This is a genomic window from Aeromonas sp. S19(2024), assembly GCF_041402625.1.
Classification (GTDB): Bacteria; Pseudomonadota; Gammaproteobacteria; order Enterobacterales; family Aeromonadaceae; genus Aeromonas; species Aeromonas caviae.
Map to the genome: position 1 here is coordinate 596,686 of NZ_JBGLQU010000002.1, position 22,609 is coordinate 619,294.

At 59.4% G+C, this 22,609-nt stretch carries 25 protein-coding genes; 8 read left to right on the forward strand and 17 right to left on the reverse strand.

Annotated elements, in window-relative coordinates; translation table 11 throughout:
* Positions 1 to 60: 60 nt before the first annotated feature.
* On the reverse strand, positions 61 to 303 hold the full coding sequence (locus ACB037_RS07170) for a hypothetical protein (protein ID WP_371175095.1): 243 nt from the start codon (positions 301 to 303) through the stop codon (positions 61 to 63).
* Between ACB037_RS07170 and ACB037_RS07175 the strand changes: the two genes are divergently transcribed.
* Positions 304 to 759 carry a hypothetical protein gene (locus ACB037_RS07175; protein ID WP_371175096.1) on the forward strand — a complete coding sequence of 152 codons (456 nt, stop codon included), beginning with the start codon at positions 304 to 306 and terminating at the stop codon, positions 757 to 759.
* Positions 756 to 1,814, forward strand: coding sequence for a tyrosine-type recombinase/integrase (locus ACB037_RS07180; RefSeq protein WP_371175097.1), 1,059 nt, complete (start codon positions 756 to 758; stop codon positions 1,812 to 1,814). Before ACB037_RS07175 ends, ACB037_RS07180 begins: the two co-directional genes overlap by 4 nt.
* Positions 1,815 to 2,295: 481 nt before the next feature.
* On the opposite strand, the gene ACB037_RS07185 is transcribed toward ACB037_RS07180, so the two are convergent.
* Positions 2,296 to 3,201 (reverse strand): LysR family transcriptional regulator, encoded by a 906-nt coding sequence (locus ACB037_RS07185; RefSeq protein WP_041213122.1) that lies wholly within the window; start codon positions 3,199 to 3,201, stop codon positions 2,296 to 2,298.
* Between the two features lie 58 nt (positions 3,202 to 3,259).
* Between ACB037_RS07185 and ACB037_RS07190 the strand changes: the two genes are divergently transcribed.
* Both ACB037_RS07190 and ACB037_RS07195 read left to right on the forward strand, forming a co-directional pair.
* Positions 3,260 to 4,744, forward strand: a complete 1,485-nt coding sequence (locus ACB037_RS07190; RefSeq protein WP_371175098.1) for an amidohydrolase family protein — start codon at positions 3,260 to 3,262, stop codon at positions 4,742 to 4,744.
* A gap of 14 nt (positions 4,745 to 4,758) precedes the next feature.
* The gene (locus ACB037_RS07195) at positions 4,759 to 5,232 is read left to right on the forward strand and encodes a DMT family transporter (protein ID WP_010675226.1); all 474 of its coding nucleotides are present in this window, start codon (positions 4,759 to 4,761) and stop codon (positions 5,230 to 5,232) included.
* Positions 5,233 to 5,394: 162 nt separating this feature from the next.
* On the opposite strand, the gene ACB037_RS07200 is transcribed toward ACB037_RS07195, so the two are convergent.
* From ACB037_RS07200 to ACB037_RS07225, 6 genes are all read right to left on the reverse strand, one after another.
* Positions 5,395 to 6,378: an MDR family oxidoreductase gene (locus tag ACB037_RS07200; protein ID WP_010675225.1), complete on the reverse strand. Its 984-nt coding sequence runs from the start codon at positions 6,376 to 6,378 to the stop codon at positions 5,395 to 5,397.
* A 52-nt stretch (positions 6,379 to 6,430) separates the two neighbouring features.
* A complete protein-coding gene (locus ACB037_RS07205) occupies positions 6,431 to 7,066 on the reverse strand; it encodes a TetR/AcrR family transcriptional regulator (protein ID WP_069652553.1) in 636 nt (211 codons plus the stop codon).
* Between the two features lie 158 nt (positions 7,067 to 7,224).
* Positions 7,225 to 7,473: a GlsB/YeaQ/YmgE family stress response membrane protein gene (locus ACB037_RS07210; protein ID WP_043156234.1), complete on the reverse strand. Its 249-nt coding sequence runs from the start codon at positions 7,471 to 7,473 to the stop codon at positions 7,225 to 7,227.
* Between the two features lie 128 nt (positions 7,474 to 7,601).
* Complete coding sequence (lpxH, locus tag ACB037_RS07215) at positions 7,602 to 8,327, reverse strand: UDP-2,3-diacylglucosamine diphosphatase (RefSeq protein ID WP_052815099.1); 726 nt, start codon at positions 8,325 to 8,327, stop codon at positions 7,602 to 7,604.
* A gap of 13 nt (positions 8,328 to 8,340) precedes the next feature.
* Positions 8,341 to 9,027 carry a DUF4269 domain-containing protein gene (locus ACB037_RS07220; RefSeq protein WP_371175099.1) on the reverse strand — a complete coding sequence of 229 codons (687 nt, stop codon included), beginning with the start codon at positions 9,025 to 9,027 and terminating at the stop codon, positions 8,341 to 8,343.
* On the reverse strand, positions 9,017 to 9,514 hold the full coding sequence (locus ACB037_RS07225; protein WP_010675220.1) for a peptidylprolyl isomerase: 498 nt from the start codon (positions 9,512 to 9,514) through the stop codon (positions 9,017 to 9,019). Before ACB037_RS07225 ends, ACB037_RS07220 begins: the two co-directional genes overlap by 11 nt.
* Positions 9,515 to 9,705: 191 nt before the next feature.
* On the opposite strand from ACB037_RS07225, the gene cysS reads away from it, so the two are divergent.
* Positions 9,706 to 11,082, forward strand: a complete 1,377-nt coding sequence (gene cysS, locus ACB037_RS07230) for a cysteine--tRNA ligase (protein ID WP_371175100.1) — start codon at positions 9,706 to 9,708, stop codon at positions 11,080 to 11,082.
* A gap of 230 nt (positions 11,083 to 11,312) precedes the next feature.
* Here the strand turns inward: cysS and ACB037_RS07235 are convergent, their stop codons facing one another.
* Positions 11,313 to 11,672 (reverse strand): lysozyme inhibitor LprI family protein, encoded by a 360-nt coding sequence (locus ACB037_RS07235; protein ID WP_128297581.1) that lies wholly within the window; start codon positions 11,670 to 11,672, stop codon positions 11,313 to 11,315.
* A 95-nt stretch (positions 11,673 to 11,767) separates the two neighbouring features.
* Here ACB037_RS07235 and ACB037_RS07240 point away from each other — a divergent pair, with 95 nt between their 5' ends.
* Complete coding sequence (locus tag ACB037_RS07240; RefSeq protein WP_371175101.1) at positions 11,768 to 12,382, forward strand: hypothetical protein; 615 nt, start codon at positions 11,768 to 11,770, stop codon at positions 12,380 to 12,382.
* 90 nt (positions 12,383 to 12,472) lie between these two features.
* On the opposite strand, the gene ACB037_RS07245 is transcribed toward ACB037_RS07240, so the two are convergent.
* A complete protein-coding gene (locus ACB037_RS07245) occupies positions 12,473 to 14,314 on the reverse strand; it encodes a TIGR04141 family sporadically distributed protein (RefSeq protein WP_371175102.1) in 1,842 nt (613 codons plus the stop codon).
* A gap of 1,479 nt (positions 14,315 to 15,793) precedes the next feature.
* Here ACB037_RS07245 and ACB037_RS07250 point away from each other — a divergent pair.
* Entirely contained in the window at positions 15,794 to 16,852 is a 1,059-nt protein-coding gene (locus tag ACB037_RS07250; protein ID WP_239053777.1) for a sensor domain-containing diguanylate cyclase, read from the forward strand.
* Positions 16,853 to 16,938: 86 nt separating this feature from the next.
* The gene (locus tag ACB037_RS07255; protein WP_039041204.1) at positions 16,939 to 17,226 is read left to right on the forward strand and encodes a hypothetical protein; all 288 of its coding nucleotides are present in this window, start codon (positions 16,939 to 16,941) and stop codon (positions 17,224 to 17,226) included.
* Positions 17,227 to 17,328: 102 nt separating this feature from the next.
* Here ACB037_RS07255 and ACB037_RS07260 read toward each other — a convergent pair whose 3' ends face one another.
* The 7 genes from ACB037_RS07260 to ACB037_RS07290 form a co-directional block, all read right to left on the reverse strand.
* Positions 17,329 to 17,607, reverse strand: coding sequence for a hypothetical protein (locus ACB037_RS07260; RefSeq protein WP_029314742.1), 279 nt, complete (start codon positions 17,605 to 17,607; stop codon positions 17,329 to 17,331).
* Positions 17,608 to 17,887: 280 nt separating this feature from the next.
* Positions 17,888 to 18,610 (reverse strand): ABC transporter substrate-binding protein, encoded by a 723-nt coding sequence (locus tag ACB037_RS07265; RefSeq protein WP_029314741.1) that lies wholly within the window; start codon positions 18,608 to 18,610, stop codon positions 17,888 to 17,890.
* Positions 18,611 to 18,801: 191 nt separating this feature from the next.
* Positions 18,802 to 19,296, reverse strand: a complete 495-nt coding sequence (locus ACB037_RS07270; RefSeq protein ID WP_319888293.1) for a GDYXXLXY domain-containing protein — start codon at positions 19,294 to 19,296, stop codon at positions 18,802 to 18,804.
* Positions 19,293 to 20,300, reverse strand: coding sequence for a DUF4401 domain-containing protein (locus ACB037_RS07275; protein ID WP_143237732.1), 1,008 nt, complete (start codon positions 20,298 to 20,300; stop codon positions 19,293 to 19,295). The genes ACB037_RS07270 and ACB037_RS07275 overlap by 4 nt, the downstream gene beginning before the upstream one ends.
* Complete coding sequence (locus tag ACB037_RS07280; RefSeq protein ID WP_042014993.1) at positions 20,293 to 21,231, reverse strand: DUF2157 domain-containing protein; 939 nt, start codon at positions 21,229 to 21,231, stop codon at positions 20,293 to 20,295. The genes ACB037_RS07275 and ACB037_RS07280 overlap by 8 nt, the downstream gene beginning before the upstream one ends.
* Before the next feature lie 217 nt (positions 21,232 to 21,448).
* Positions 21,449 to 22,006: a TMEM165/GDT1 family protein gene (locus ACB037_RS07285; RefSeq protein WP_010675206.1), complete on the reverse strand. Its 558-nt coding sequence runs from the start codon at positions 22,004 to 22,006 to the stop codon at positions 21,449 to 21,451.
* A gap of 253 nt (positions 22,007 to 22,259) precedes the next feature.
* Positions 22,260 to 22,589 (reverse strand): translation initiation factor, encoded by a 330-nt coding sequence (locus ACB037_RS07290; RefSeq protein ID WP_039041208.1) that lies wholly within the window; start codon positions 22,587 to 22,589, stop codon positions 22,260 to 22,262.
* Between the last annotated feature and the right edge of the window lie 20 nt (positions 22,590 to 22,609).

The window sequence follows — 22,609 nt, forward strand, 5'->3', positions numbered from 1 at the left end:
CGCCGTCTTTCCGATTCGGTGCAGAAGGATTACGGCACTATGTCAGCGTATGAAGCAACATCAACCGACAGTGGTTGGAGTGAGTTTTCTGCGCACCTCTTCAAGTGCCGATGCGAGCGCTTCCGCCAGTTGCTCGGTCCCTTCCGCTTCGGCGAGGTTCGGCAGATGGGTGCGCCAAAAGGCATGGGCGCGCACGGCGTCTACGGAACCATTGAGTTGCGACACGATGTGCCATTTCATGATGTCGGTCAGCTCGTACCTGCGCTGATGATCGGCAAATGACTCATTTGATGAAGGATTCATATGGTATCCAATATTGAACGTTTCGATACCATCGTGGTGCTGGCACTGGCTGACCTGTATAGCCGTTTTCCGGTGCGCCAGTATCTGGCCTCCAGCAAGTTCATCGTCACCGAAGAGGGCGAGCACATTGGCGGTCTTTCACCTGAGGCGGAAGGGCATCTGTACGATGAAGACCCATACCTCAAAGACCCTTATTTTAAGCGCAAGGAATTTGCGTTCGACAGCTTGAGGTGGCTGGTTGATGCTGGATATCTCCATGGCACACCAGTGGCGTATGACGGCATCGAAAATGCGGTGCTGACAGCCAAAGGGCTGGAGGTGCTCAAGGCCACCCCCGATAGCCTGCAAGGGAGCCTGGGTGAGCGATTGGTCGAGGCCGTCAAGGCGGACTCCCGGGAGGTCGGCCGCACGGTACTAGGGCAGATTCTTGGATTGGCAGTGGGTTTGCTCTCATGACCGTTCGCAAACTCGATGACGGCAAGCCGCTTCCCTGGATTGCCGATGTTCGCCCGGGTGGTCGCAATGGCCCGCGCCGGCGCAAGCGATTTGCCACCAAAGGCGAGGCGGCTGCCTGGGAGCTGTGGCAGCTTGAGCAGTTCGCCGAAAAGCCTTGGCTGGGTGATGATGAGCAGGCTGCCGAATCTGCCGCAGATACCCGGCGCTTGTCTGATTTGGTCGAACGTTGGTATGGCCTGCATGGCCAGAGCCTGCGTGATGGTGAGCAGCGCCGCTCCAAGCTGTTGCTGATCTGCGAGAGCCTGGGCAATCCACTGGCCAGCGACTTCACCGGCAATGACTTTGCCAAGTACCGTGAAGCGCGGCTCTCTGGTGCCGTCAGCGACCGCCGGGCGGCAACGCAAGAAGGTAAGGGGGTGAGCGCATCGACGGTGAACCGCGATCACGCTTACCTGCGGGCTGTGTTCAACGAGCTCAAGCGGCTGGGAGAGTGGGCGGCAGAGAACCCGCTGGCCGGAATGCGGCTTTACCGGGTCACAGAATCAGAGCTGGCGTTTCTGTACCCTGTCGAGATCAAGGCATTGCTCGAGGCCTGTGACACGGCCAGCAATCCCGATCTCGGCATTGTGGTACGGCTCTGCTTGGCCACGGGGGCGCGTTGGGGGGAAATCCAGGATCTGACCCAGTCGCAGGTGTCACAGAACCGGTTGACCTTCACCCACACCAAGGGTGGCAAGCGCCGAACCGTGCCCATCCACCAGGAGCTGATCGACATCATCCCCAAGCGCCGCGGCAAGCTGTTCAGCGAGTGTTACCACCACTTTGAATCGGCCATCAACAAGGCAGGCATTCAGCTACCGGCGGGGCAGAGTACCCACGTGCTGCGGCACACCTTTGCCAGCCATTTTATGATGAACGGGGGGAACATTTTGGTGTTGCAAAAGATACTCGGGCACTCGACCATCACCATGACGATGCGCTATGCCCACTTTGCCCCGGACCACCTTGAGGATGCATTGCGGCTCAATCCGTTGACAGTGAACAAGCTGCGGTAGTGTCCACATTTGATCCACACAGCTCGCAGAACACCGCATTTTTCCGCATAATGGCGTGCGCCTAAGTGACTGTATTTATTTAACTATTTGATTTTAAAGGCTGGGTGCAGGCATTTAAAATCCCTCGACGTTCGCGTCGTGCCGGTTCGATTCCGGCCTCGGCACCATTAAAATTGAAGAAAAAGCCTTACAGATTAAACAGATACGACGCTTCATTGCGTCGTTTTTGTTTTACCCCCCCCCAGAATTTCTTTCCCACTTTTGCTGAATTGGCCATTTCCTGTCCAGGTGACTTGTTGCTCCCTGTGATTTGCTGTAATCGGCTGGCTGAGTGCTCCGACATAGGCAAGCAGATGTGTCTTGACACTGCGCCGAGGTTGTCTAGGGATGGTCTTTGGTACTGAAGCTAGCGCGGCTTGTTATGGCGCCTGGGCCTCGCGTTTCGTTGGCCAGCAAACAGATTTGAATCCTATGGTTGTATTCATTTTCCCGGGCTGGTCTTGTGGACAAGTTCGGCAATCCAGTCAGCAAATGCACGCACGGCAGGAGACAGAAAACGCTGATGGGGATAAAGCAATGTGACTGGCACCGATGGCGGTTGCCAATCTGCTAGCACCTCGATGAGCCTTCCTGCCTGCAGGTGCTCCAGTACAACATTCTCGGCAAGCTGGATGAGGCCAAAGCCATCGAGGCACATCTTGATATAAAGCCCCGTGTCATTGACGGCTGCGGTGCCGCTCACAGTAACCGATAGAGTCTCTTTACCGCGGACAAAGCGCATTTCGTTTGCATGCCTGGCGAGGCCCGAAAAGTAGTGGACCGCCTGGTGCACAGACAGTTCTTCAGGGGACTGGGGAACACCGTTTTCGTGAAGGTATTCAGGCGAGGCGCAGGTTACCCACCGAAACCGGCCAAGGGGACGAGCAACAAGGGTGGAGTTATTCAGCTCTCCTGTTCTGATCACGCAGTCCACACCTTCCTGAACAAGATCAACCTGCCGGTCACTCACACCTATCATCAGGTAGATATCTGGATAACGTTGGTGAAAGTCTCTGAGATTCGGCATGACGATGGAATGTGCTATCCCGCTCGGCATATCAACCCGCAAACGCCCCTGTGGCCGCTTGATAGCCTCCGTCAGGCTGGACTCGGCATGTTCAATCAATGAGAGTATTTCCCTGCACTGGCCAAGATACTGCAGGCCTTCAGGGGTGAGGTTCACCCGCCTCGTTGTTCTGTTCAGCAGGCGCACCTGCAGGTATTTTTCGAGGTTTTTAATCGTACTGCTGACTGTCGAGGAAGGCAGTGAGAGGGTCTCTGCTGCCTGCACGAAGCTTCCGGTCTCAGCAACCCGCATAAAGATCTGCATAGCCTGAATACGATCCACAGCCCTTCTCCCTTGAGACGATAACTCTACCGATAGTTCCCATGATTATTCGAAGATCATGAATTATGAAAACAGTTTGGTCATCTTTTTCAGGGTAATAGAGTGCCGTATCTTTTTGCCATTGGCTAGAAAAGAGGCTCTTGAAATGACCGGATACGTTAGAAATATTGTTAATAATCAAGATGTAATACCAGATTCAATCTTGATCAAGGGGGCCACGATCCTCAGCATGGATGAGAGCGTGGGTAACATTGAACGTGGAGACATTCTGATCAGTGGATCAACCATTACGGCCATAGGCGAGAATCTGGAGGCGAATGGTGCCCGTATCATCAATGCTACGAACATGATCGCCATGCCGGGGATGGTGGATTCTCATCGCCACTCCTGGGAGGGACAACTGCGCCGCATCAATCCGAATGCCACTTGTCTGGAAGACTACAGCAACGCCACGCACTTCTCTTTCGCCAAGTACTATCGCCCTGCCGATATGTATATCGGTAACCTGCTGACGGCACTGGGCTGCATTGATGCAGGCATCACCACCGTCATTGACAATTCCCATAACAGCCGCACCGCAGCCCATTCGGACGCCGCCGTCGAGGCCCTGCTGGATGCAGGGATCCGTGCCATACACGCCTCCGGCGCACCGGTATCGGGGGAATGGGACAAGGCTCATTGGCCGGGTAACTGGCAACGCCTGCAAGAGAAATATTTCAAGGACAACCCAGAGAGCCTGGTTTCCCTTGCTGTCATGGCCCAGCTGGAGCCTGCATTGTGGGCCGAGGCTCGCAGGCTGGGACTGCCGATCGTCACTGAATTCTTTGGTTCTTTTATGGCGTCTGAGCTGGAGTCACTGCATCGGCGCGGTCTGCTCGGCCCGGACAATATTTTCAATCACTGCACGTCACTGCCAGATGAGGGATGGAAGATCCTGCGAGAAGCCGGTGTCCGGGTGAATGTCTGCCCGCGCTCCGATGCGCACTATGGCATCGAGGACGGTATGTTTGCCATCCAGGCGGCGCAGCGTCATGGCATCAACCCTGGCCTCAGCGTCGACAATGAAACCTCTTACAGCACTGATATGTTTATGGAAATGCGCGTGGCATTTTACCTGCAACGGGTGATGGGCATGCATCAGCAGCACTGCTGCGGCTCCGACCACTCGCTGACCACGCTGCCGGCTGCCCAACTTCTCAAATCGGCGACTGTCGATGGTGCTGCCTGTGCAGGGCTGCTGGACAAGGTAGGGAGCCTGACGCCAGGAAAACAGGCGGATCTCATTCTGATCAATGTTGGCGATATCAACCTCTACCCGTCCGGCAATGCCTTTGGCACCGTGGTGCATGCGACAGAGCGCAGCAACATTGATACCGTCATTATTGGCGGGCGCATCGTCAAGCAGCATGGCAAGGTGCTTGGCGTAGACAGCACGCGCCTTCGCGCCGCCATTGATGAGTCCCGTGAGCATCTGTTTGCCGCCGCCGGGTATGAGCCTGACATTTTTGCTGACGCCTTCCTGCCGCTGGCACAGGCATACTGACAGGTATGCAACCCATGAGCACACTGTATTACGTCATCGCTTTTGCCGCAGGTCTCGGGATCACGCTGCAGACAACTCTGAATAGCCAGCTGGCACGAGGACTCGGGGGCGATTCGGTCACCGCCGCATTGTTCTCCTTCGCGGCCGGTGCATTCAGCCTCGGGGTCTTCTCGCTGCTGCGTGGCGGATTATTCACCTCGCTTGCGGCCATTCCATCACAGCCTCTGTGGAGTCTGGCTGGCGGCCTGATCGGTGCTTGCGCGCTGTTCAGCTATGTCGTGCTCGCACCGAAAATCGGGTTGTCAGCCCTGCTTGGGTTGGCCATCGTCGGACAGTTGCTCTCATCCCAGGTCATCGACCATTTCGGTCTGCTTGGCACCATCCAGCGTCCGGTATCTTTGATAAAGCTGGGTGGAATGTTGGTCATGCTGACCGGGCTCGTCATCATGTTGTTCGGTGATCGGTTAGCTGAGCGCCTTATGCACTGATGAAGCGGCCTTCTGATGTTTTGACCTTCACGAACGTCTGCCCCGGGGCAGGCGTTCTGCTGATGGGGTTTGCATCCCGGCTCAGTTCCATGACCTGAATAGGGGGACACAAAGAGGCTCGCCTGACCTGGTCAGGCGAGCCGGCTCATATCGCGTCAGTCATCACCCCTGGACATTGACCAGGATCCGGCCGCGCACCTGGCCTGCCAGGAAGGCATCCCCCAGGGTCACGACCTGGGAGAGGGGCACTTCCCGGGTGAGGAGATGGAGGCGGGTCAGGTCGAGATCCTCGGCCAGTCGGGCCCAGGCCTGCTGGCGCAGCGGGCGCGGTGCCATCACGCTGTCGATGCCATAGAGGGTGACGCCGCGCAGGATGAAGGGCATGACGGTGGAGGGGAAGTCCATCCCTCCCGCGAGACCGCAGGCAGCCACGGCGCCGCCGTAGCGGGTAGTGGCGCAGGCATTGGCCAGGGTGTGGCTGCCGACGGTGTCGATGACGCCGGCCCAGCGTTCCTTGCCCAGCGGGCGTCCCGGCGTGGCCAGTTCGGCGCGATCGATCACCTCGGCGGCGCCGAGGGACGTCAGATAGTCGGCCTCGTGCAGCCGCCCGGTGGCGGCCACGACCCGATAGCCCAGCTTGGCCAGGAGGGTGATCGCCACGCTGCCCACACCGCCGTTGGCGCCCGTCACCAGAATGTCACCGTCACCGGGGGTGATGCCGTGTTTCTCCAACGCCATCACGCAGAGCATGGCGGTGTACCCTGCGGTGCCGATGGCCATGGCGTCCCGGGGCTGGAAGCGCTCAGGCAGGGCGACCAGCCAGTCGCCCCGGACCCGTGCCCGCTCTGCCAGCCCGCCACTGTGGGTCTCGCCCACGCCCCATCCGTTGAGCACCACCTTGTCGCCGGGGTGCCAGTCGGGATGCTGGCTCTCCAGCACGGTACCGGCAAAGTCGATGCCGGGGATCAGAGGGAAGCGGCGTACCACGGGGGCGGCGCCGGTGAGGGCCAGGCCATCCTTGTAGTTGAGGGAAGACCACTGTACCGCCACGGTCACATCCCCGGCAGGCAATATCTCCTCGGAGAGGCTCTGGTAGCTGGCGCGATAACCCGCCTCGTCTTTCTCGATCAGAATACCGTTGAACATCTTGTCTACTCCCATTAATTGGACTGACTGACTATTAATCTTCGTAAAAAAATCACTTTGCTAACTTCATGAAAAAATTGAGAAAAGAGAGCATGGGCTCGGTATCGCCCACCAGGCGTGCGCGCAGCACGGCCCCTTCCCAGCCGATCCAGAACTGATGGGCGAGGGCAGGGCAGTCACAATCAGGGGGCAGCTCCCCCGCCGTCACCGCGTCCCTCAGGCAGCGGGCAAGCAGCGCCTCCCAGTCGAGGAGGATCTGCTCGAGGCGCAGGCGCAGCTCGGGGGACAGTTGCACCACCTCCTGACCCAGGTTACCCACGAGACAGCCCCGCTGGAACGCAAACCGGGTCATGCCCCGGCAGGCGCTGTCGACGAAGGCAACAAGACGGGCCAGGGGGGGCAGGCTCTCATCCTCCAGATAGCGCGTCAGCTTGCGGCAGAAGTAGTGGTGATAGGCATCCATGACCGCCAGAGTGAAGTCGTGCTTGGTGGCGAAGTAGTGATAGAAGGAGCCCTTGGGGATCCCGGTCGACTGCAACACCCGCTCGATGGAGGTGGCGGCGATGCCTTGTTCGGTCAGCAGCTCCATGCCCCGGCGGATCAACAGCTCCCGGGTGTCGGCATAGGTGTGCCCGTGCTGGGCAGGGCGGCCGCGAGGGCGGCGAGGCAGGGGGTCATTGGCTTGCATGGGGCTTATTAGACGTCTCAACTAGAAATGATGCAAGCGCGGCATCGAACGGACGAAACGAGTGGATGAGATCGGGTAGTCGAGACAAGCTGGCGCCAGCGGGGCTGAAAACAGCGAGGGCGCCATTGGCGCCCTCGCATCGATGGGGGGGCTGCGCCTCAACTGCGCAGCTTGTTGTAGACAAACAGCACGATCAGGGCGCCAACGGTGGCGATGATGATGCTCGGCAGGTTGAAGCCGGTGACAGTTCCCATCCCGAACAGGGTGCTGACATAGCCCCCCACCATGGCACCGACCACCCCCAGGATCACTGTCATGAAGAAACCGCCGCCATCCTTGCCCGGCATGATCCATTTAGCCAGGATGCCGACGATCAGCCCCAGTACCACCCAAGTAAGAAATCCCATGGTCATCTCCTCGTTATGTGCAGAGAACCAGAGTATATGCAGGGATCCTGCTTGTATCCCGCCATAGCATGGCGTGAGTCAGAAACGGTCATATGAGACTCGCTCCTGACCATGGCAGGCAGAGGGCCTCAGCCGAGCGCGCGGGTGTCGAGGCGCTGCCCGGCGGGGGAGCACACCAGCACCGACCCCTGCTCGAACCAGTCTCCCAGCACGATGCGCCGCGCCGCACGCCCATCCAGGGTGAAGTCGTGGATGGCGGGCCTGTGAGTGTGGCCGTGGATCATCAGGCGGCAGCCGTGCTGGCGCAGCATGTCGTCCACCGCCTCCGGAGTCACGTCCATGATGATCTGGCTCTTGTGGGCATTCTCCATCTGGCTCTGGCCGCGCATCTTGTGGGCGATGGCCTGGCGGCGCGAGAGCGGCAGGCGCAGGAAGAGCCAGCGTAGCCATTTGAGTTGTGTGATGCGGCGAAACTTCTGGTAGCCCTCGTCCCGGGTGCAGAGCAGATCCCCGTGGCTCAGCAGCACCCGCTCGCCGTACAGCTCGATGACGCAGGGGTCGCCGAGCAGGGTCATGCCGGCCCGTTTGGCAAACTGACGCCCCAAGAGGAAGTCGCGGTTGCCGTGAATGAAGTAGAGGGGCACTCCTTGCTGGCTCAGGGCGAGAAAGGCATCGGCCACCTCGCGGTGGAGCGGGTTGGGGTCGTCGTCCCCAATCCAGAATTCGAACAGATCCCCCAGCACATAGAGGGCGTCGGCACCGGGCGCGTCTTCGGCCAGAAAGCGCACCAGGGCCGCCGTCATGTCGGGCCTGCCTTGGCTGAGGTGAATGTCACTGATAAAGAGGGTGCTCATGAGTTCCTGGGCATCATGGTAAGAGAGTCCCGCCTGGGGCCGGACAAGGCCTGTGACCTTGCACGTCGAGCGGGTGGGGGAGGGAAGGGCAGCAGAGCCCCGCAAGGTTGACGCCCTCCAGGGTCAGCAACGCCTCGTAAGGGTCGCCGGACAGACCCAGCAGGCGGCACATGGCCGCTTCCCCCTTTAGCCCTTCATCAAAACGCAGGCGCAGCACCTCCCGGTGGAAGGGGGCGCCAAAGCGCTCAAGCAGGGCGGCCATCAGGCTGAGGTGGCGCCAGCCATGACACATATCGAGGGGATCAGGGGTGAGGTAGAGCTCGACTGGCCAGCACTGGCCATCTGGCCCGTGGCGTCGCTGCTCGGCGATCCAGACCTGTTCGCCCTTGCTTCGCACCTGCCAGCCTTGTGCGGCCAGTGTCGCGGCAAGGAAGGCCGGGTCCGGATGCTGGCAGAGGATGTCGAGATCGCTGCCGGGTCTATCCAGCCCGATGGCGATCGTGCTCACCAGGGCCAGATCGTTGCACAGGGGGCCAAGCTCATCCCACAGGCCGCCGCTCAGCAGGGCGTGGGCCGAGCGCTGACGTTCGTTGCCCTGGGCCAGATAGTCGAGGCGGCGCCAGTTGGGGGCGGCAGATGGAAAAACTGCGGCCGGGGCCGCAGTTGTGTCAGAGCCTGGCCGGCAGGGATTACTCGGCAAGGGTCACCTTGGTGATGACGACGTCTTCGGTCGGAACGTCCTGGTGCATGCGGCCGTAGTTGCCGGTCTTCACGCCCTTGATCTTGTTGACCACGTCCATGCCGGCGGTCACTTCACCGAACACGCAGTAGCCGAAGCCCTGGGTGGTGGCGGACTTGAAGTCCAGGAAGTCGTTGTTGTTCACGTTGATGAAGAACTGGGCGCTGGCGGAGTGCGGCTCCATGGTGCGGGCCATGGCGATGGTGCCGACCTTGTTGGACAGACCGTTGGCCGCCTCGTTCTTGATGGGAGCGCGGGTCTCTTTCTCTTCAAAGCCCGGGGCATAGCCGCCACCCTGGATCATGAAGCCGTCGATGACGCGGTGGAAGATGGTGTTGTCGTAGTGACCGTCACGGCAGTATTGCAGGAAGTTGGCCACGGTCTCCGGGGCTTTTTCCGCGTTCAGGGTCAGGGTGATGTCGCCGTGGTTGGTGTGCAGAGTAACCATGAGTTGTCCTTTCATTTTGACGCGGGCAGCAAGGTGCCCGCAGGTGTATGGCATAAAGTGGTGGCAATTCTAGCCCATCAAGGCCCTGCGGCATAGATGGCAGGGGGGAGAGGGGGCTTTTTCTGCCTCGTTTTCTATACCGGATGCGGTTAGAATGGCAGGCCATTTTACTCACAGGCAGTGGTCATAAGATGCTGAAGATATACAACACACTCACTCGTCAAAAAGAAGAATTCAAACCTATCCACCCGGGCAAGGTGGGCATGTATGTGTGTGGCGTCACTATCTATGATCACTGTCATATCGGCCATGGCCGTACCTTCGTCGCCTTCGACGTCGTCGCTCGCTACCTGCGTTATGCAGGGTACGACCTCACCTATGTGCGCAACGTCACCGACGTGGACGACAAGATCATCAAGCGCGCCGCCGAAACGCACGTGACCTGTGACGGTCTCACCGAGCGCCTCATCGGCGACATGCACCAGGATTTCGACGCCCTCGGCATGGTGCGTCCGGACATCGAACCCCGCGCCACCCAGCACATCGGCGAGATCATCGCCCTGGTTGAAACCCTGCTGGAAAAAGGGCACGCCTACGTGGCGGACAACGGCGATGTGATGTTCATCGTCGAGTCCTACGCCGACTACGGCAAGCTCTCGGGCCAGGATCTGGAGCAGTTGCAGGCCGGCGCCCGGGTCGACGTGGTGGATGCCAAGCGCAATCCGCTCGACTTCGTGCTGTGGAAGATGTCCAAGCCCGGCGAACCGACCTGGGACAGCCCCTGGGGCCCGGGTCGCCCTGGCTGGCACATCGAGTGCTCCGCCATGAACTCCAAGCACCTTGGCAACCACTTCGACATCCACGGCGGCGGCTCCGATCTGCAGTTCCCCCACCACGAGAACGAGATTGCCCAGTCCTGCTGCGCCCACGGCGGCGACTACGTCAACACCTGGATGCACAGCGGCATGGTGATGGTGGATAAAGAGAAGATGTCCAAGTCCCTTGGCAATTTCTTCACCATCCGCGATGTGCTGGCCCACTACGACGCCGAAACCGTCCGTTACTTCCTGATGTCCGGTCACTACCGCAGTCAGCTCAACTACTCGGAAGATAACTTGAAGCAAGCCCGCGCCGCCCTGGAGCGCATGTACACCGCCCTGCGCGATCTGCCGGCGGCGGCCGCCGCCGGTGGCGACGAGCAGGTGGCTCGCTTCAAAGAAGCGATGGACGACGACTTCAACACCCCGGAAGCCTACTCCGCCCTGTTCGACCTGGTGCGCGAGATCAACCGCCAGAAAGCCGAAGACATTGCTGTTGCCGCCGCGCTGGGCGCCCGCCTGCGGGAGCTGGGCGCCGTGCTCGGCATCCTGCAACAAGACCCCGAGGCTTTCCTCAAGGGTGACGAAGCGGACGAAGAGGTCGCCGAAATCGAGCGCCTGATCGCCGAGCGCAATCAGGCCCGCGCCGACAAGAACTGGGCCGCGGCGGATGCCGCCCGTAACCGCCTCACCGAGATGGGTATCGTGCTGGAAGACAGCGCCGGCAAGACCAGCTGGCGCCGTGCCTGAGGCCGGTGGCCTTGTTGGCGCCAACCGGTTGAGCCAATAAAAAAACCGCAGCCATTGGGCTGCGGTTTTTTTTGTGGCCTGCCGAAGCCTCGGCATTTTTCGGTCTGATCACCTCTCCCCTTGGGGGAGAGGGTTAGGGTGAGGGGGGCTCGCATCATTACTCACCGGAGTGCCTGCAAGCCGTCTGTTTCTTGTCCCCAGTTCCTACCTGACCTGGTTGGCGCCTCTGATCATGGCTGGTCCGGCAGTGTGTTCAGGTCTTTGGTGCGCGCCTCGGTCAACTGGGTGAGACAACTGCTGTGGACCATGGGCGCCATTGATCCCCCTTCATAGACGCCGGCCTCGTAGCGGCACTGGGCATCGCGAAAGGTGATCCAGGCCCGTTGCGCGGTTCTCAGCCTCTCCAGCTGTGCCTTCTCCAGGGTGGCAACCCGCTTTTTATAGGCGGCATTGAGCTTGGCATCGGCTCGCTGGTAATCCTGAAACGCACAGATGTTCATGTCGGTTTGTGTCACCGGCGCAGTACAATCCTGTTCGGCCTGAACGGCAGTGGTTGCCAGCAAGAGCAACAGGGCGGGATAGGGTCTCAAGAGGCAGTTCCTTTGTGGTAGGGAGAAGGCCAATATACGGCATAAACCGGCCCGATGGCGGCTCTGTTTTTCAAGAATAACAAGGAGATGACGTCATGAAGTTGAACTGGAGGCCGTTTCTGGCCCTGCCTCTGCTGGCGTCCGGGCTGTCTGTGGCCGCCACTGCCCCCGATATGCAGGTCCAAGCCCGCGCCAAGGTGGCCCAGTTTCTCGACTGGGAGCGCCAAGTCAAACCGAGCGGCCTCTATCAGGCAGATCTGGGCGGTGCGTTGCCCAACATCGTCTCCCCCGAGCTGCTCTGCCTGCTCAATGCCGCCTCCAAGGCGCGGGAGATAGCCACTCGCGAAGCCCCGGACGAGAAGCCCCCCTTCGTCGAGGGCAACCCCTTCCTGCCCAATGCCTGGGATCACCTGCTGGGCTCGGAGATCCTCTCGTCGCACGCCATCGACGGTAGCCGGGATCGCAGCGAGGTCAAGGTGCGCTTTACCTTTGGCGAGCCGGGCACCCCGCTCGACACCCCCAGCGGCACCTACCGTTTTGTCAGCACCTATCTGGTACTGGACGGGCCGCAAGGAGCTCGCATCACCGATATCGACGCTGGCGGCAACTGCGATTTTTGCCAATCCGGCAGCCTGCACGCCGCCCTCTATGAGACGCTCACCGCCTATCCCGCCGCAGGGGGAGCGCAGTGCAAGGGGTTGGGGAAATAGGGTTTTGGCTTGAGTGAAAAAGTGTTTGGGGAATAGAAATAAAAACCGCAGATCAAGGCTGCGGTAACCGATGTATTCAGAATGAATTTTTTATAGCCGTTCACTTTCCCATGCATGACTTGTGCTGAGATCTCCTTGTTCACTGGCTTTGACATAAATCATATATCTTGAACCAACTGGACTATTCGTGATTTCTTGAGAGCATCTCGTAACTTTTTTTCCTTTAGGAAATGGTTGATTATGATCAACAAGAACTTCATTTTTACCATTTTCACCAAGAGAAACAACTACGGTAACACGTGGGTATTTACTATAACTCTCTTTAGCGGGGCTAATATCTTCTATAAAACTAACTACGCCTTCTGTGTGATAAAGTTCAAGAGTCCTTAATGTTCTCATTAAACTTATTTTAGAAAAAAGAGGGAGGTTTTTAGATTTTAACATTGCAGGTTTTCTTGTGATTATACCAAAATCTACTTTGTATTTCCCATCGTCTATTACACTAACAAAACTATCTAGGTCTTTATTTTCAATATTTTCTTTAATTAGTTCCTTAAGTCTGTCTTTACTTCTACTTTCCAAAATCAACAATTCTATTGAGTTGACTCCTTGATTGAATAGGTGACTTAGTTGAGATGATCTAGATGATATTTTTATATGATGAAAAATACATTTTCCATCCTGATAACTGATAATGTCACACGGTTCTATTTGTGTTTGTCCATCAGGGCTGATATCTTTCTGATCTAAACATATGTGGTTAGGTGATTTTTTTGCAACATCATCGTTATAGTTTTCTTCACTATAATTCCTTACATTATCCTTAATATTGTCATGATTGTATTGTGGTAGTCGAGTATCTTCGCATCTTGCGTCTATATAATCTTTAAGGCTCTGTAAATAATTTTGATCAACCTTATACCATTCCCCTTCGCAAAGATGATAAACAACTTCTTCATTTTCAAAATGAATATCATAGATAAAGCTTCTGTAAATATTATATGCCTTGGTTATAACACCTTCTTCGTTGCAGAGATTAAGCAAGAAACTCTTTATTTTATCTATGTCTAACGTGGTTAAATCAATATCTCCTAAATAGTCATAGAACTCATCAAGACTAATGTCTGTATATATAGGAGATATTCCCTTTCTTCCTCTAAAGGTGCAGTATATGTTATCGCTGTAATCTACTATTTCCGGGATTGATAGAGATAGGTCAGCGGTTCTATTAACAAATGCATCTAAGAGAGCATTATCTAATCTCTCAATTTTCAGGGGGTCTTTCTCTGGAACTATTTTTTGTATATTAGGGAAAGACTCTAAATATTCTTCACTAAAGTATAAATCTAAAAGTTGCTCACACAGAGCTACTAGCCCATCAGGATTGATCTTCAATCCTACCTTTAAGCTTGTAGAACCGGTCGCATTTTTAAATAAGTTGGTGTATTGTGGCTTTACTTTACCTGTTAGACTTTTTAAAATTTCGCTATTACTATCAAAATCCAGATAGGTTAAGTCAGACATAACTGGGACTTGCATCCTTTTCCTTCTTGATGCACTCGGATCAACTATGTCAGCGCTTTTTAATTCTTTAGGTTCAAGGCTGTTTAACGTTACTTTAAGACCAAAGTCATATTCATAGGAAACATCGAGTAGATTGTGGTAAATATGGCCAAAAGTTAGGGCGAAACAGCGATCTTTTACCGGAATAAACATTAGAGCACCTTTGTTTTCTTGCTCTAAATCTCCTTCGATTGAGAAGTAATCCACCCACCAAGGTATTGTTCTAAACCTATCTGAAATAAATAAACTTGCACCTTGTGGGAGATTATTAGCATGAAAACTATCGAGAAGTTGATGATCTGGCTTAAGGGCATTCTGTGCGTCGTAGCCAGCTTTAAGCAAAAAAATAGAAAAAGATTTTGTTTTCATATAATTCTAGCCATGTGGAGGTGAGTTGTTATTAAATTAATCTGGTTTGATAATGTGTGAGGTTTTCATTGATACTAGTCGTGATATAGGTAAACTACGGCTGAATTGACTATTCAGGACTGTAGGTTCTATTAGCAAAGCGTAATCTTACGTTCGAGAAATTAAATTTTTATCAATAAGAAATATTCAGTATCGGGCCTTCAATATAAAACCGTTCCCGATAGATATTTGTACCGCTTGCTGCTGTACCCGTCATGTTTTTTTCACCTATGCAACCATATTGATAATGCTTGTTGCATAGGTGCGACAATCTGATCTCGCTATGGGGTGGGCGAGGGGGTGGCTCTGAGCTAACAACCCGCCCGATCTTTGCCCCGAATAGGATGGGGTGTGTTACCGCGGTGCAATGCGCTGCGCTTGGTGCACCCTACGCCTGTTAACCGGCCTCGGCGCTGCGGGTTGGGTGTTGCCCCCTGTTGTTCGCCGAGGTGAGGCCGTTTGTCCAGGCCGCGAGGCAGGACGCCGAGCGAGTGCCGCTGGGCCAGGGATGGCCCATCGGCGCGTGCCGTGGGACAAACGGGTGAACCGAGGGAACCCGACGTAGGAGGGCGAACAAGTGGGGGTGGCCTTTCTTTTGGTGACTTTTCTTTGGCCACGCAAAGAAAAGTCACTCGCCCAGCCGCGCAGCGGCGGCGAAACCCCGTCGAGGACGGAGTCCTCGTGTCCTGCGCGGCGAAGCCGTGCCATTGAGGCGTGGGACAGCATTCGCCAAGCAATGACGTTACCGACCCCCTCACCCTAACCCTCTCCCGCAAGTGGAGAGGGGATCAAACCGGCTGGTGGGCGAAACCCCATCGAGGACGGAGTCCTCGTGTCCTGCGCGGCGAAGCCGTGCCATTGAGGCGTGGGGCGGCATTCGCCATGCAATGATGTTACCGACCCCTCACCCTAACCCTCTCCCCCAAGGGGAGAGGGGATCAAGCCGAAGTCTCCGAGGTTGGCGGGCGAAACCCCGTCGAGGGCCGCGTCCTCGTGTCCTGCACGGCGAAGCCGTGCCATTGAGGCGTGGGGCGGCATTCGCCAGGCAATGACGTTACCGACCCTCACCCTAACCCTCTCCCGCAAGGGGAGAGGGGATGGTTACCGCGGACGATGACGCTTCGCTAATCGACCCTACCGACCCTACAGGCGTAGCCATGCCAAATGACGGTGAGACCCCCCACCCTGACCCTCTCCCTCAAGGGGAGAGGGGATGGTGACCGTGGGCGAATACGCGGCGGGAATCGACCCGGCACCCAGGGGCGAGGGCAGAGTTGTGCCCCCTGTGTTTCGCATGGCGACGCCGCTTGGGGTCCGGTTATGCCAAAATGTGAACAAATCGATCTTTCCCCCGGTCAATCGCGGTCTGCCGCTTGTCGGGCCCGCCCCGAGTTGGCTAAGGTAGCCGCCCATCAGATGCACGCAGTAGTGGAGGTAGGCATGGATAAAATTTTGCTGGCGCTCTCGGAGCAGATGATAAACGCGCGGGATCTGGAGAGCCTGACCCGCCCTTTGCTGGAGATGCTGGCGTCGGTGACCGGGCTGGAGTCGACCTATCTCACCGAGATTGACCTCGGGCAAAGCACCCAGCATGTCCGTTATGCCCGCAATGTGGCCGGGCTGCAGATCCCCGAGGGGATGACGGTGGAGTGGAGCGATACCCTGTGTCGCCGCGCCATCGACGAAGAGATTGGCTACACCGATGACGTCGCCGCTCTGTGGGGGGACTCCCAGGCGGCCAGCGAGCTCGGCATTCGCTCCTATCTGAGCAGCCCGGTGCGCACCTCGACCGGCTCCCTCTATGGCACCCTGTGCGGCGCCAGTACCGAACAAAAACCCGCGGTGGCGGGGGCGCAGCAGCTCATCGCCTTCTTCGCGCACCTGATTGCCGAACAGGTGGAGCGGGAGCAACTGCTGCGGCAATTGCAGCAGGCCAACGACGAGCTCTCGCGCCTGGCCCTCTCCGATCCCCTCACCGGGCTCCCCAACCGCCGCGCCCTGATGCTCGAACTCACCCGCTTGTTCTCCCTGTCGGAGCGGGCGGGGCATCCGGTGCTCATCGCCTTTGTGGATCTCGATGGCTTCAAGGCCATCAACGACGAGTATGGCCACGAGGCGGGGGACAGGCTGCTCACCGCCATGGCGCGGCAACTGGGGGAGACCCTGCGTGGCGGCGATCTGCTGGCCCGCTTTGGGGGAGACGAGTTCGTGGCCGTGGGCATGGGGCCTTTCCCGGACGCCGACACGCTGGACGGGGCGGTGGCGGCGTTTCGCCAGCGCCTGTTCGAGCACAGCGTGCTGTCACTGCCGGTGGGGGACAAGGTGATCCATTATCCCGGTGCCAGCGTGGGGGCGGTGGCCGTGATGCCGGCCGAGGTCAGCGTCGAGGAGGCGCTGAACCGGGCCGATGCGAGCATGTATGCGGTCAAGCGCCAGCGCCGGGCCGCAGGGGAGGGCGGTAACCCGCCCCCTTCCAGTCAGGTGTCTGCCCCGCGATAGGAGCGGGGCGGGTTGAGAGGGCACAGGGTGGCGCGTCCACCCGGGTGCCAGTCTGTTTTCCCTTTTATCAGTTCGGAGCCCATACCATGGTTCATCTTCTTGCCCGCCGTGTGCGCGCCCTGGCCGGGCGGGCGGCCACTCTGGTGGCCGGACTCTGCGAGTTTCAGCAGCGCATCTGGGTGGTCAGCATCGTCAAGGAGTCCTACACAGATACCTTCGTGGTCAACGAAGGGGGCTTTGAGGAGCCCTTGCAATGGATGCGCCGCAAGGGCTACAGCGCCGAGATGCTGGCCAGGGTGGAGGCCATGGCCCGATCCCAGGTGCTCCAGCTCGAGTGCGCCGGGCAGCATCACCGTCTGATGCGGGTGAAATAGGGGCGAAGCCGCCCCCGGATGGCCTGGGCGGCATCGCCGCCCGGGCATTGACCACATATCCTGCCGCCCTCTTCGTGTCAGACGGGGCAAATGGGTCGCCAGTTATGATTTTTCCGTGGTTCTCTCCGGTTTCAGACCGCCGGAGTAGACGCAAATCGCGGAGTTGTAGCTGTTGAAGGTGACCGCGTAGTTGAAATCGCAGAAATAGGCCGGGTGCTTGGTGGCGACAATGTCCCCCGCCTTGCATTTGTCCTGCATCCCCTCCACCAGGGTGTCGTTGTTTGACCCGAGACAGGCCTTGCCGGTGGTCTTGTCACCGCCGCAGGCCATCAGAAGGGCGCAGACCGAGAGACTCATCAACCATTTCGCTGTGTTGTGCATGTGTGTTCCCAAGAGATCGGAGAGATGGCGGGGAAGGGCGTGAGCGCGACGCTGCCCGATGAAGGCGGCCAGCGGGCACGCTGCCGCCCCTGACTGTCGCTGCCACCGTGCGCCCTGCCCCTTGCCGTGAAAAAGGGGCCAACAGGCTCCTGCGCCCTATATTACGGACCCGGGACGGTCTGCGTCATCCCTTGTCGTTGCAAGTGGTGAACATTAAACGGGTTTCGTGCGCTGGCTCAAAGGCGGGCCGGGGCCATGGCGGCCCCGGCGGGGGAAGGGGTCAGGGGGAGGGGAAGTATTTGTGCTGGAGCTGCTGGAAGTCGCTGCTGGCCAGCACCTGGGTCAGGCCGAGCTGGAACTCCCTGACCAGGGCATCGTCAACCGGGTGGCTGAAGGCGAAACAGTACTGCTCGGAACTCAACATCCAGCGCACCTCGAACTGGGCAGGATCCAGCTGCTGGGTCTTGATGAGATCCAGCAGGGTGGACTTGTTGCTGGAGACCAGATCGACCCGGCCCGAGGTGAGCATGCGCAGGGCCTGGGAGAGGCGGTTGGCGGTCATGATCTTCTGCTCGTCGAAGCCTGCGTTGAGCAGCAGTTGCTCCCCCACGTCGGATCGCACGGCGCCTATGGTGTAGCGCTGGGCCTCTTCCAGCCTGGTCAGGGTCAGGGGGCGACTGGCGAGCCCCATCAGCACTATCTCGGCATAGCCGATGGGGCAGGCCCACTTGAACAGGGGATTGCGCGCCTCGGTGCGGGCGGTGGAGAAGAGCACCACATTGGGTTTCTGGGTCAGCAGGTAGTAACCCCTGGCCCAGGGGAGGATGCTGACGGGCTGGACAGGGGTGCCGGTCTTTTGCCACACCAGGTGCAGCAGGTCGATGGCAAAGCCGGTCGGGGCGCCATCCTCCCCGGTGAAGTTGTAGGGTTTGTACTCTTCGGTGAGGTAGTGCAGGCTGGCGAGCGCCGGGCTGGCCTGGGTCGCGGGAGTGCCCCAGACCATGGCCGCGAGGGCGGCGCAGGCGACCAGTCTGCGAAGGGGGACTGCAATGTCTATGTTCATCCTGACCGTCCTGCTGCCGAGTGCCCAGTTTCAAGTGTTGCCAAGTCACGGCGTTTCGCCACCCGGCGAAGACGTTATCCGCCGGGGGCCGTCATCATCTTGCCACTCACAACCGGGTCGGCGCCCCCTTTTTACCAGGCCGGGCGGGTGTGACCCAGGGGAGTGAACGCCTCGTCCCTCAGCCCTACCAGCAGGGTGTTGCCATCCTCTTGCAGGCGAAACTCGCCGTAGCGGGCCGACTCATACTGATCTCCCGTGCCCTCTTCGAAGAAGAAGGCGTCAGGCCCGATAAACCACTGGCCGTCGCGCTGGCGCACCTTGAGCAGACGCTCCCCCGGGCCCGGGGCCTCGGGCTTGCCCCCTTCCACCCAGTGCACCACCTGATGTTCATCCAGGCGAACGACCAGGGTGTGGGGGCCGGCGGCGGCCTGGCGGCCCGCCAGCTGGCGGGCGAGGGCGTAGTTCAGGCGCATGTAGTCCCCCTGCATCAGGGAGCGGGGGTCGACCGGTGCCAGCTCGATCAGCACCACCTCCCCCTGGCTCATGGCGTGCTCGAAGCGCCAGACGGCGGCGTTGATGCCGGCGAGCAGGGCAAGACCGGTCAGCAAAAAGGCAAGGCGTCTCATGAGGGGCTCCCGTTGTGAAGGTGCTTGAGCCACTGACGGGTACCGAGCAGCAGGGCCCCCGAGGCGAGCAGCAGCCAGGACTTGGTCATCAGGGTCAGCCCCAGATCGTAGTAATAGAGGGAGCCAAAGCCGAGCAGCAGCAGGCCTGCCAGGGTCATCAGGGCCAGGCTGCCGGCGTAGAAGCCGAGCACCAGCACCAGGGCGCCAGCCCCCATGCCGGGAATGATGGCGCTGATCACCACCAGCGGCAGCCCGTAGCGCAGCGGCAGCCTGAGGCGAACCATGACCGCGAGCAGCAGGGCGGCGCAGAGCAGGGGATTGAGCCAGAGGGGCAGGCGGGAGCTGCCGAGCTCATTGAGCACGCTGGTGCCTCCCTCCCACAGGGGGTGGTGCAGCCGTCCCAGCACCAGCAGGGAGAGTGCCAGCCCCAGGGTGAGGGATTCATAGAGCAGATGGCGGGCGGGATCGCGCTCCGCCTGCAGCCAGCACAGGGCGACGGCGCCCATCACCAGCGGCAGAGCCAGCAGGTGCAGGCCGAGGCAGGCGAGGGCGAGGGTGAGCAGGATGGCGGCGGCGAAGCTGTGGAACAGCCTGATCAGCCAGTGCTCGAACAGGGCGGCCACCCCGAGGGAGAAGGCGGTCAGACCGAACCAGAGCCACGCGACGTTCAGATCCAGCCTGTCCAGCAGGCCGTAGAGCAGCCAGGCATCTGCCGCCAGCGCCAGCGCCAGCACGAACTGATCCCAGAGATCGCTGCGGGTCGCCATGCGGTTGAGACCGAGGGCGGCGGCCATCAGCACCATCCCCATGGCGAGGGCGTTGTTGGGGTCGCGGGTCAGCTGCTCGAAGGCCATGAAGAGGAAGAAGAGCAGGAAGAGGGCGGCTATCCAGCCCACCATGCCGAGCAGAAAACGGCCCGACCAGTGGGGCTGTTCATCCCGGGGGGCATCCCCTTCCACAAGTTGGGCTGCACGCAGGCGCTCCCAGGGGGTGAGATCAGACATGCTGCCTCCGTTGTTGTTGCAGCCAGCGGCTGGCCATCACCGACAGGCCGATGGCGATGAGGGCCAGCAGCAAAAAGCCGTTCATGTCCGGCTCCATCCACTTGCCAAGGGCCGCGAGGATCACGGCGATGAGGCTCAGGCACCCCATGGCGAGCCCGGCGATGAACCTGTGGTGCCAGCGCAGGTAGGCGGCGCCGAGCCAGGCGAGCCAGGCAGGCCAGACCCAGGGAGAGGCGGCATCGAACAGGGCCAGCAGGGTAAGCAGGGTGATGCCGAGCCCCGCGGCCAGCCCCGCGAGCCAGGAGGGCATCAGGGCGTAGCGGGCGGGCACCAGGATGAGCAGACCCCAGAGGGCGGCGTTGAGCAGGGTCAGGCACCAGCCGAGGGCCTCCTCGTTGAAGGAGAAGAAGAGATCGAGAAGGCCGAGCCGCCAGTAGAGCACCAGGGCGAGCTGACCGAGCAGCCAGGCCAGGGTCCAGAGCAGCGGGCTTCTGCCAAGGGCCGCCAGCGGCAGCAGCATCAGGGCCCAGGTGGCGAAGAGCTGCCAGGGGTCGGCGCCGGTCTGGTAGGTCTGGCCCACCAGGGCGAGCAGGGCGCCGAGGTTGAGGGCCAGGGCCAGCAGCAGGGCCTGGCGCGGGGTGTCACTCATGGGTTTGCGCCAGAGCACCAGGAGCATGGCGAGCAACGGCAGCTCCAGCAGGGCGAGACGTGAGAGGCGCCCCAGGGCCTGCCAGTTGAAGGCGACGAAGAAGACGAGGCCGGCGCCAAGGCAGAGGCAGCCGAGCCAGAGCAGCAGCCTGTCGAACAGCCACTGCCAGCGGGCAGGGCCGGGGGGCAGATCGCACAGTGCCAGGGCGGCAGGCAGCGAGGCCCGTGGCAGGCGGCCGCGCCTGACCCAGTCGAGCAGGGTCTGTCTTGAGGTGAGGTGCATGGGGGCTCCTGAAGCCGTGATGCCTGAAAGATAAGGCATTATGGCACGGCGCCGCGTCTCGGGGCAGGGGCGCCGTCGGCGCTGCGACACAGGTCGCGGCACGGGGCCATGTCTTTGTACTAAAAAGGCCCCCGCCGTGAGGAGGGGGCCTGAAGGACGTCCGGGGCGGCGGTGGCGATCAGTGCTCACGCTGATCCCCCGCCGGCTTGTATGGAGGTCAGGCGAAGATCAGGGTGGAGATGCCAAGCCCCGCAAAGAGGATGGCGCAGGCAATGCGGATCCCCTTGAGGGGGAGCTTGTCGGCCCCGAGCTTGCCGAGCAGCACCACGGGCACGTTGGCCAGCATCATGCCGAGGGTGGTGCCGGTGATCACCTGGATCAGGGAGTCGTACTTGGCTGCCAGCAGCACGGTGGCTATCTGGGTCTTGTCACCGATCTCGGCGATGAAGAAGAGCACGAAGGTGGCCATGAAGGGGCCGTACTTGTCCAGGGAACTCTCTTCATCATCCATCTTGTCCGGCACCAGGATCCAGGCGGCCATGGCGATGAAGGCGCCAGCGACCAGCCAGGTCATCACCTTGGGATCCATCCAGCGACTGATGAATTCCCCTATCCAGGCGGCCCCTGCGTGGTTGAGCAGGGTGGCAGCCAGCATGCCGGCGATGATGGGCCAGGGTTTGCGAAAACGACAGATGAGCAACAGGGCCAGCAGCTGTGTCTTGTCGCCGATCTCGGCGATGGCAACGCTGATGGTGGAGGTTAATAAGGCTTCCATAAAAATGACCGGGGGACGGAATTGTTATAAACCAAAGACAAGCCTGCGCCATCCGTCCCCGGTTTTGGCACTGGCCCGTCAAAGGTCTTGTCAAATCCGGCATTGCCCGGATCACCCTGACCATGGTGAGTTGGCACCAAGTATGTTGATCAGGATCGCGCACGAAACGGGTCCGTGGCGAGACTACTCCCCCTCGATGGGAGCGGGCATTCTAGGGAAAAACCCCCGGTGAGGCAAGGCGCGGGATGGGGAATTATCCCCCCACCAGCTTGACCTGAAAGCCGGCCTTCTCCAGTTCGGCCTTGATAAGATCCCGTTTGTCCCCCTGGATCTCGATGATCCCCTCCTTGAGACCGCCGCCGGTACCGCACTTCTTCTTGAGCAGGGTGGCGAGAGCCTTCTGCTGGTCGGCGGGAACGCCGTGGATGCTGATGACCCCGGCCCCCTTGCGTCCCTTGGTCTCGCGGCGGATGCGCACGACCCCGTCGGCGGGGAAGGGGGAGGCGTGCTGGGCGGGGGCGGATTCCTTGATCATGCCGCCGTCCGTGCTGTAGACCAAGCGGCTGTTGTTGTCGTGACTCATGGCAATACTTTGTCGGTTAG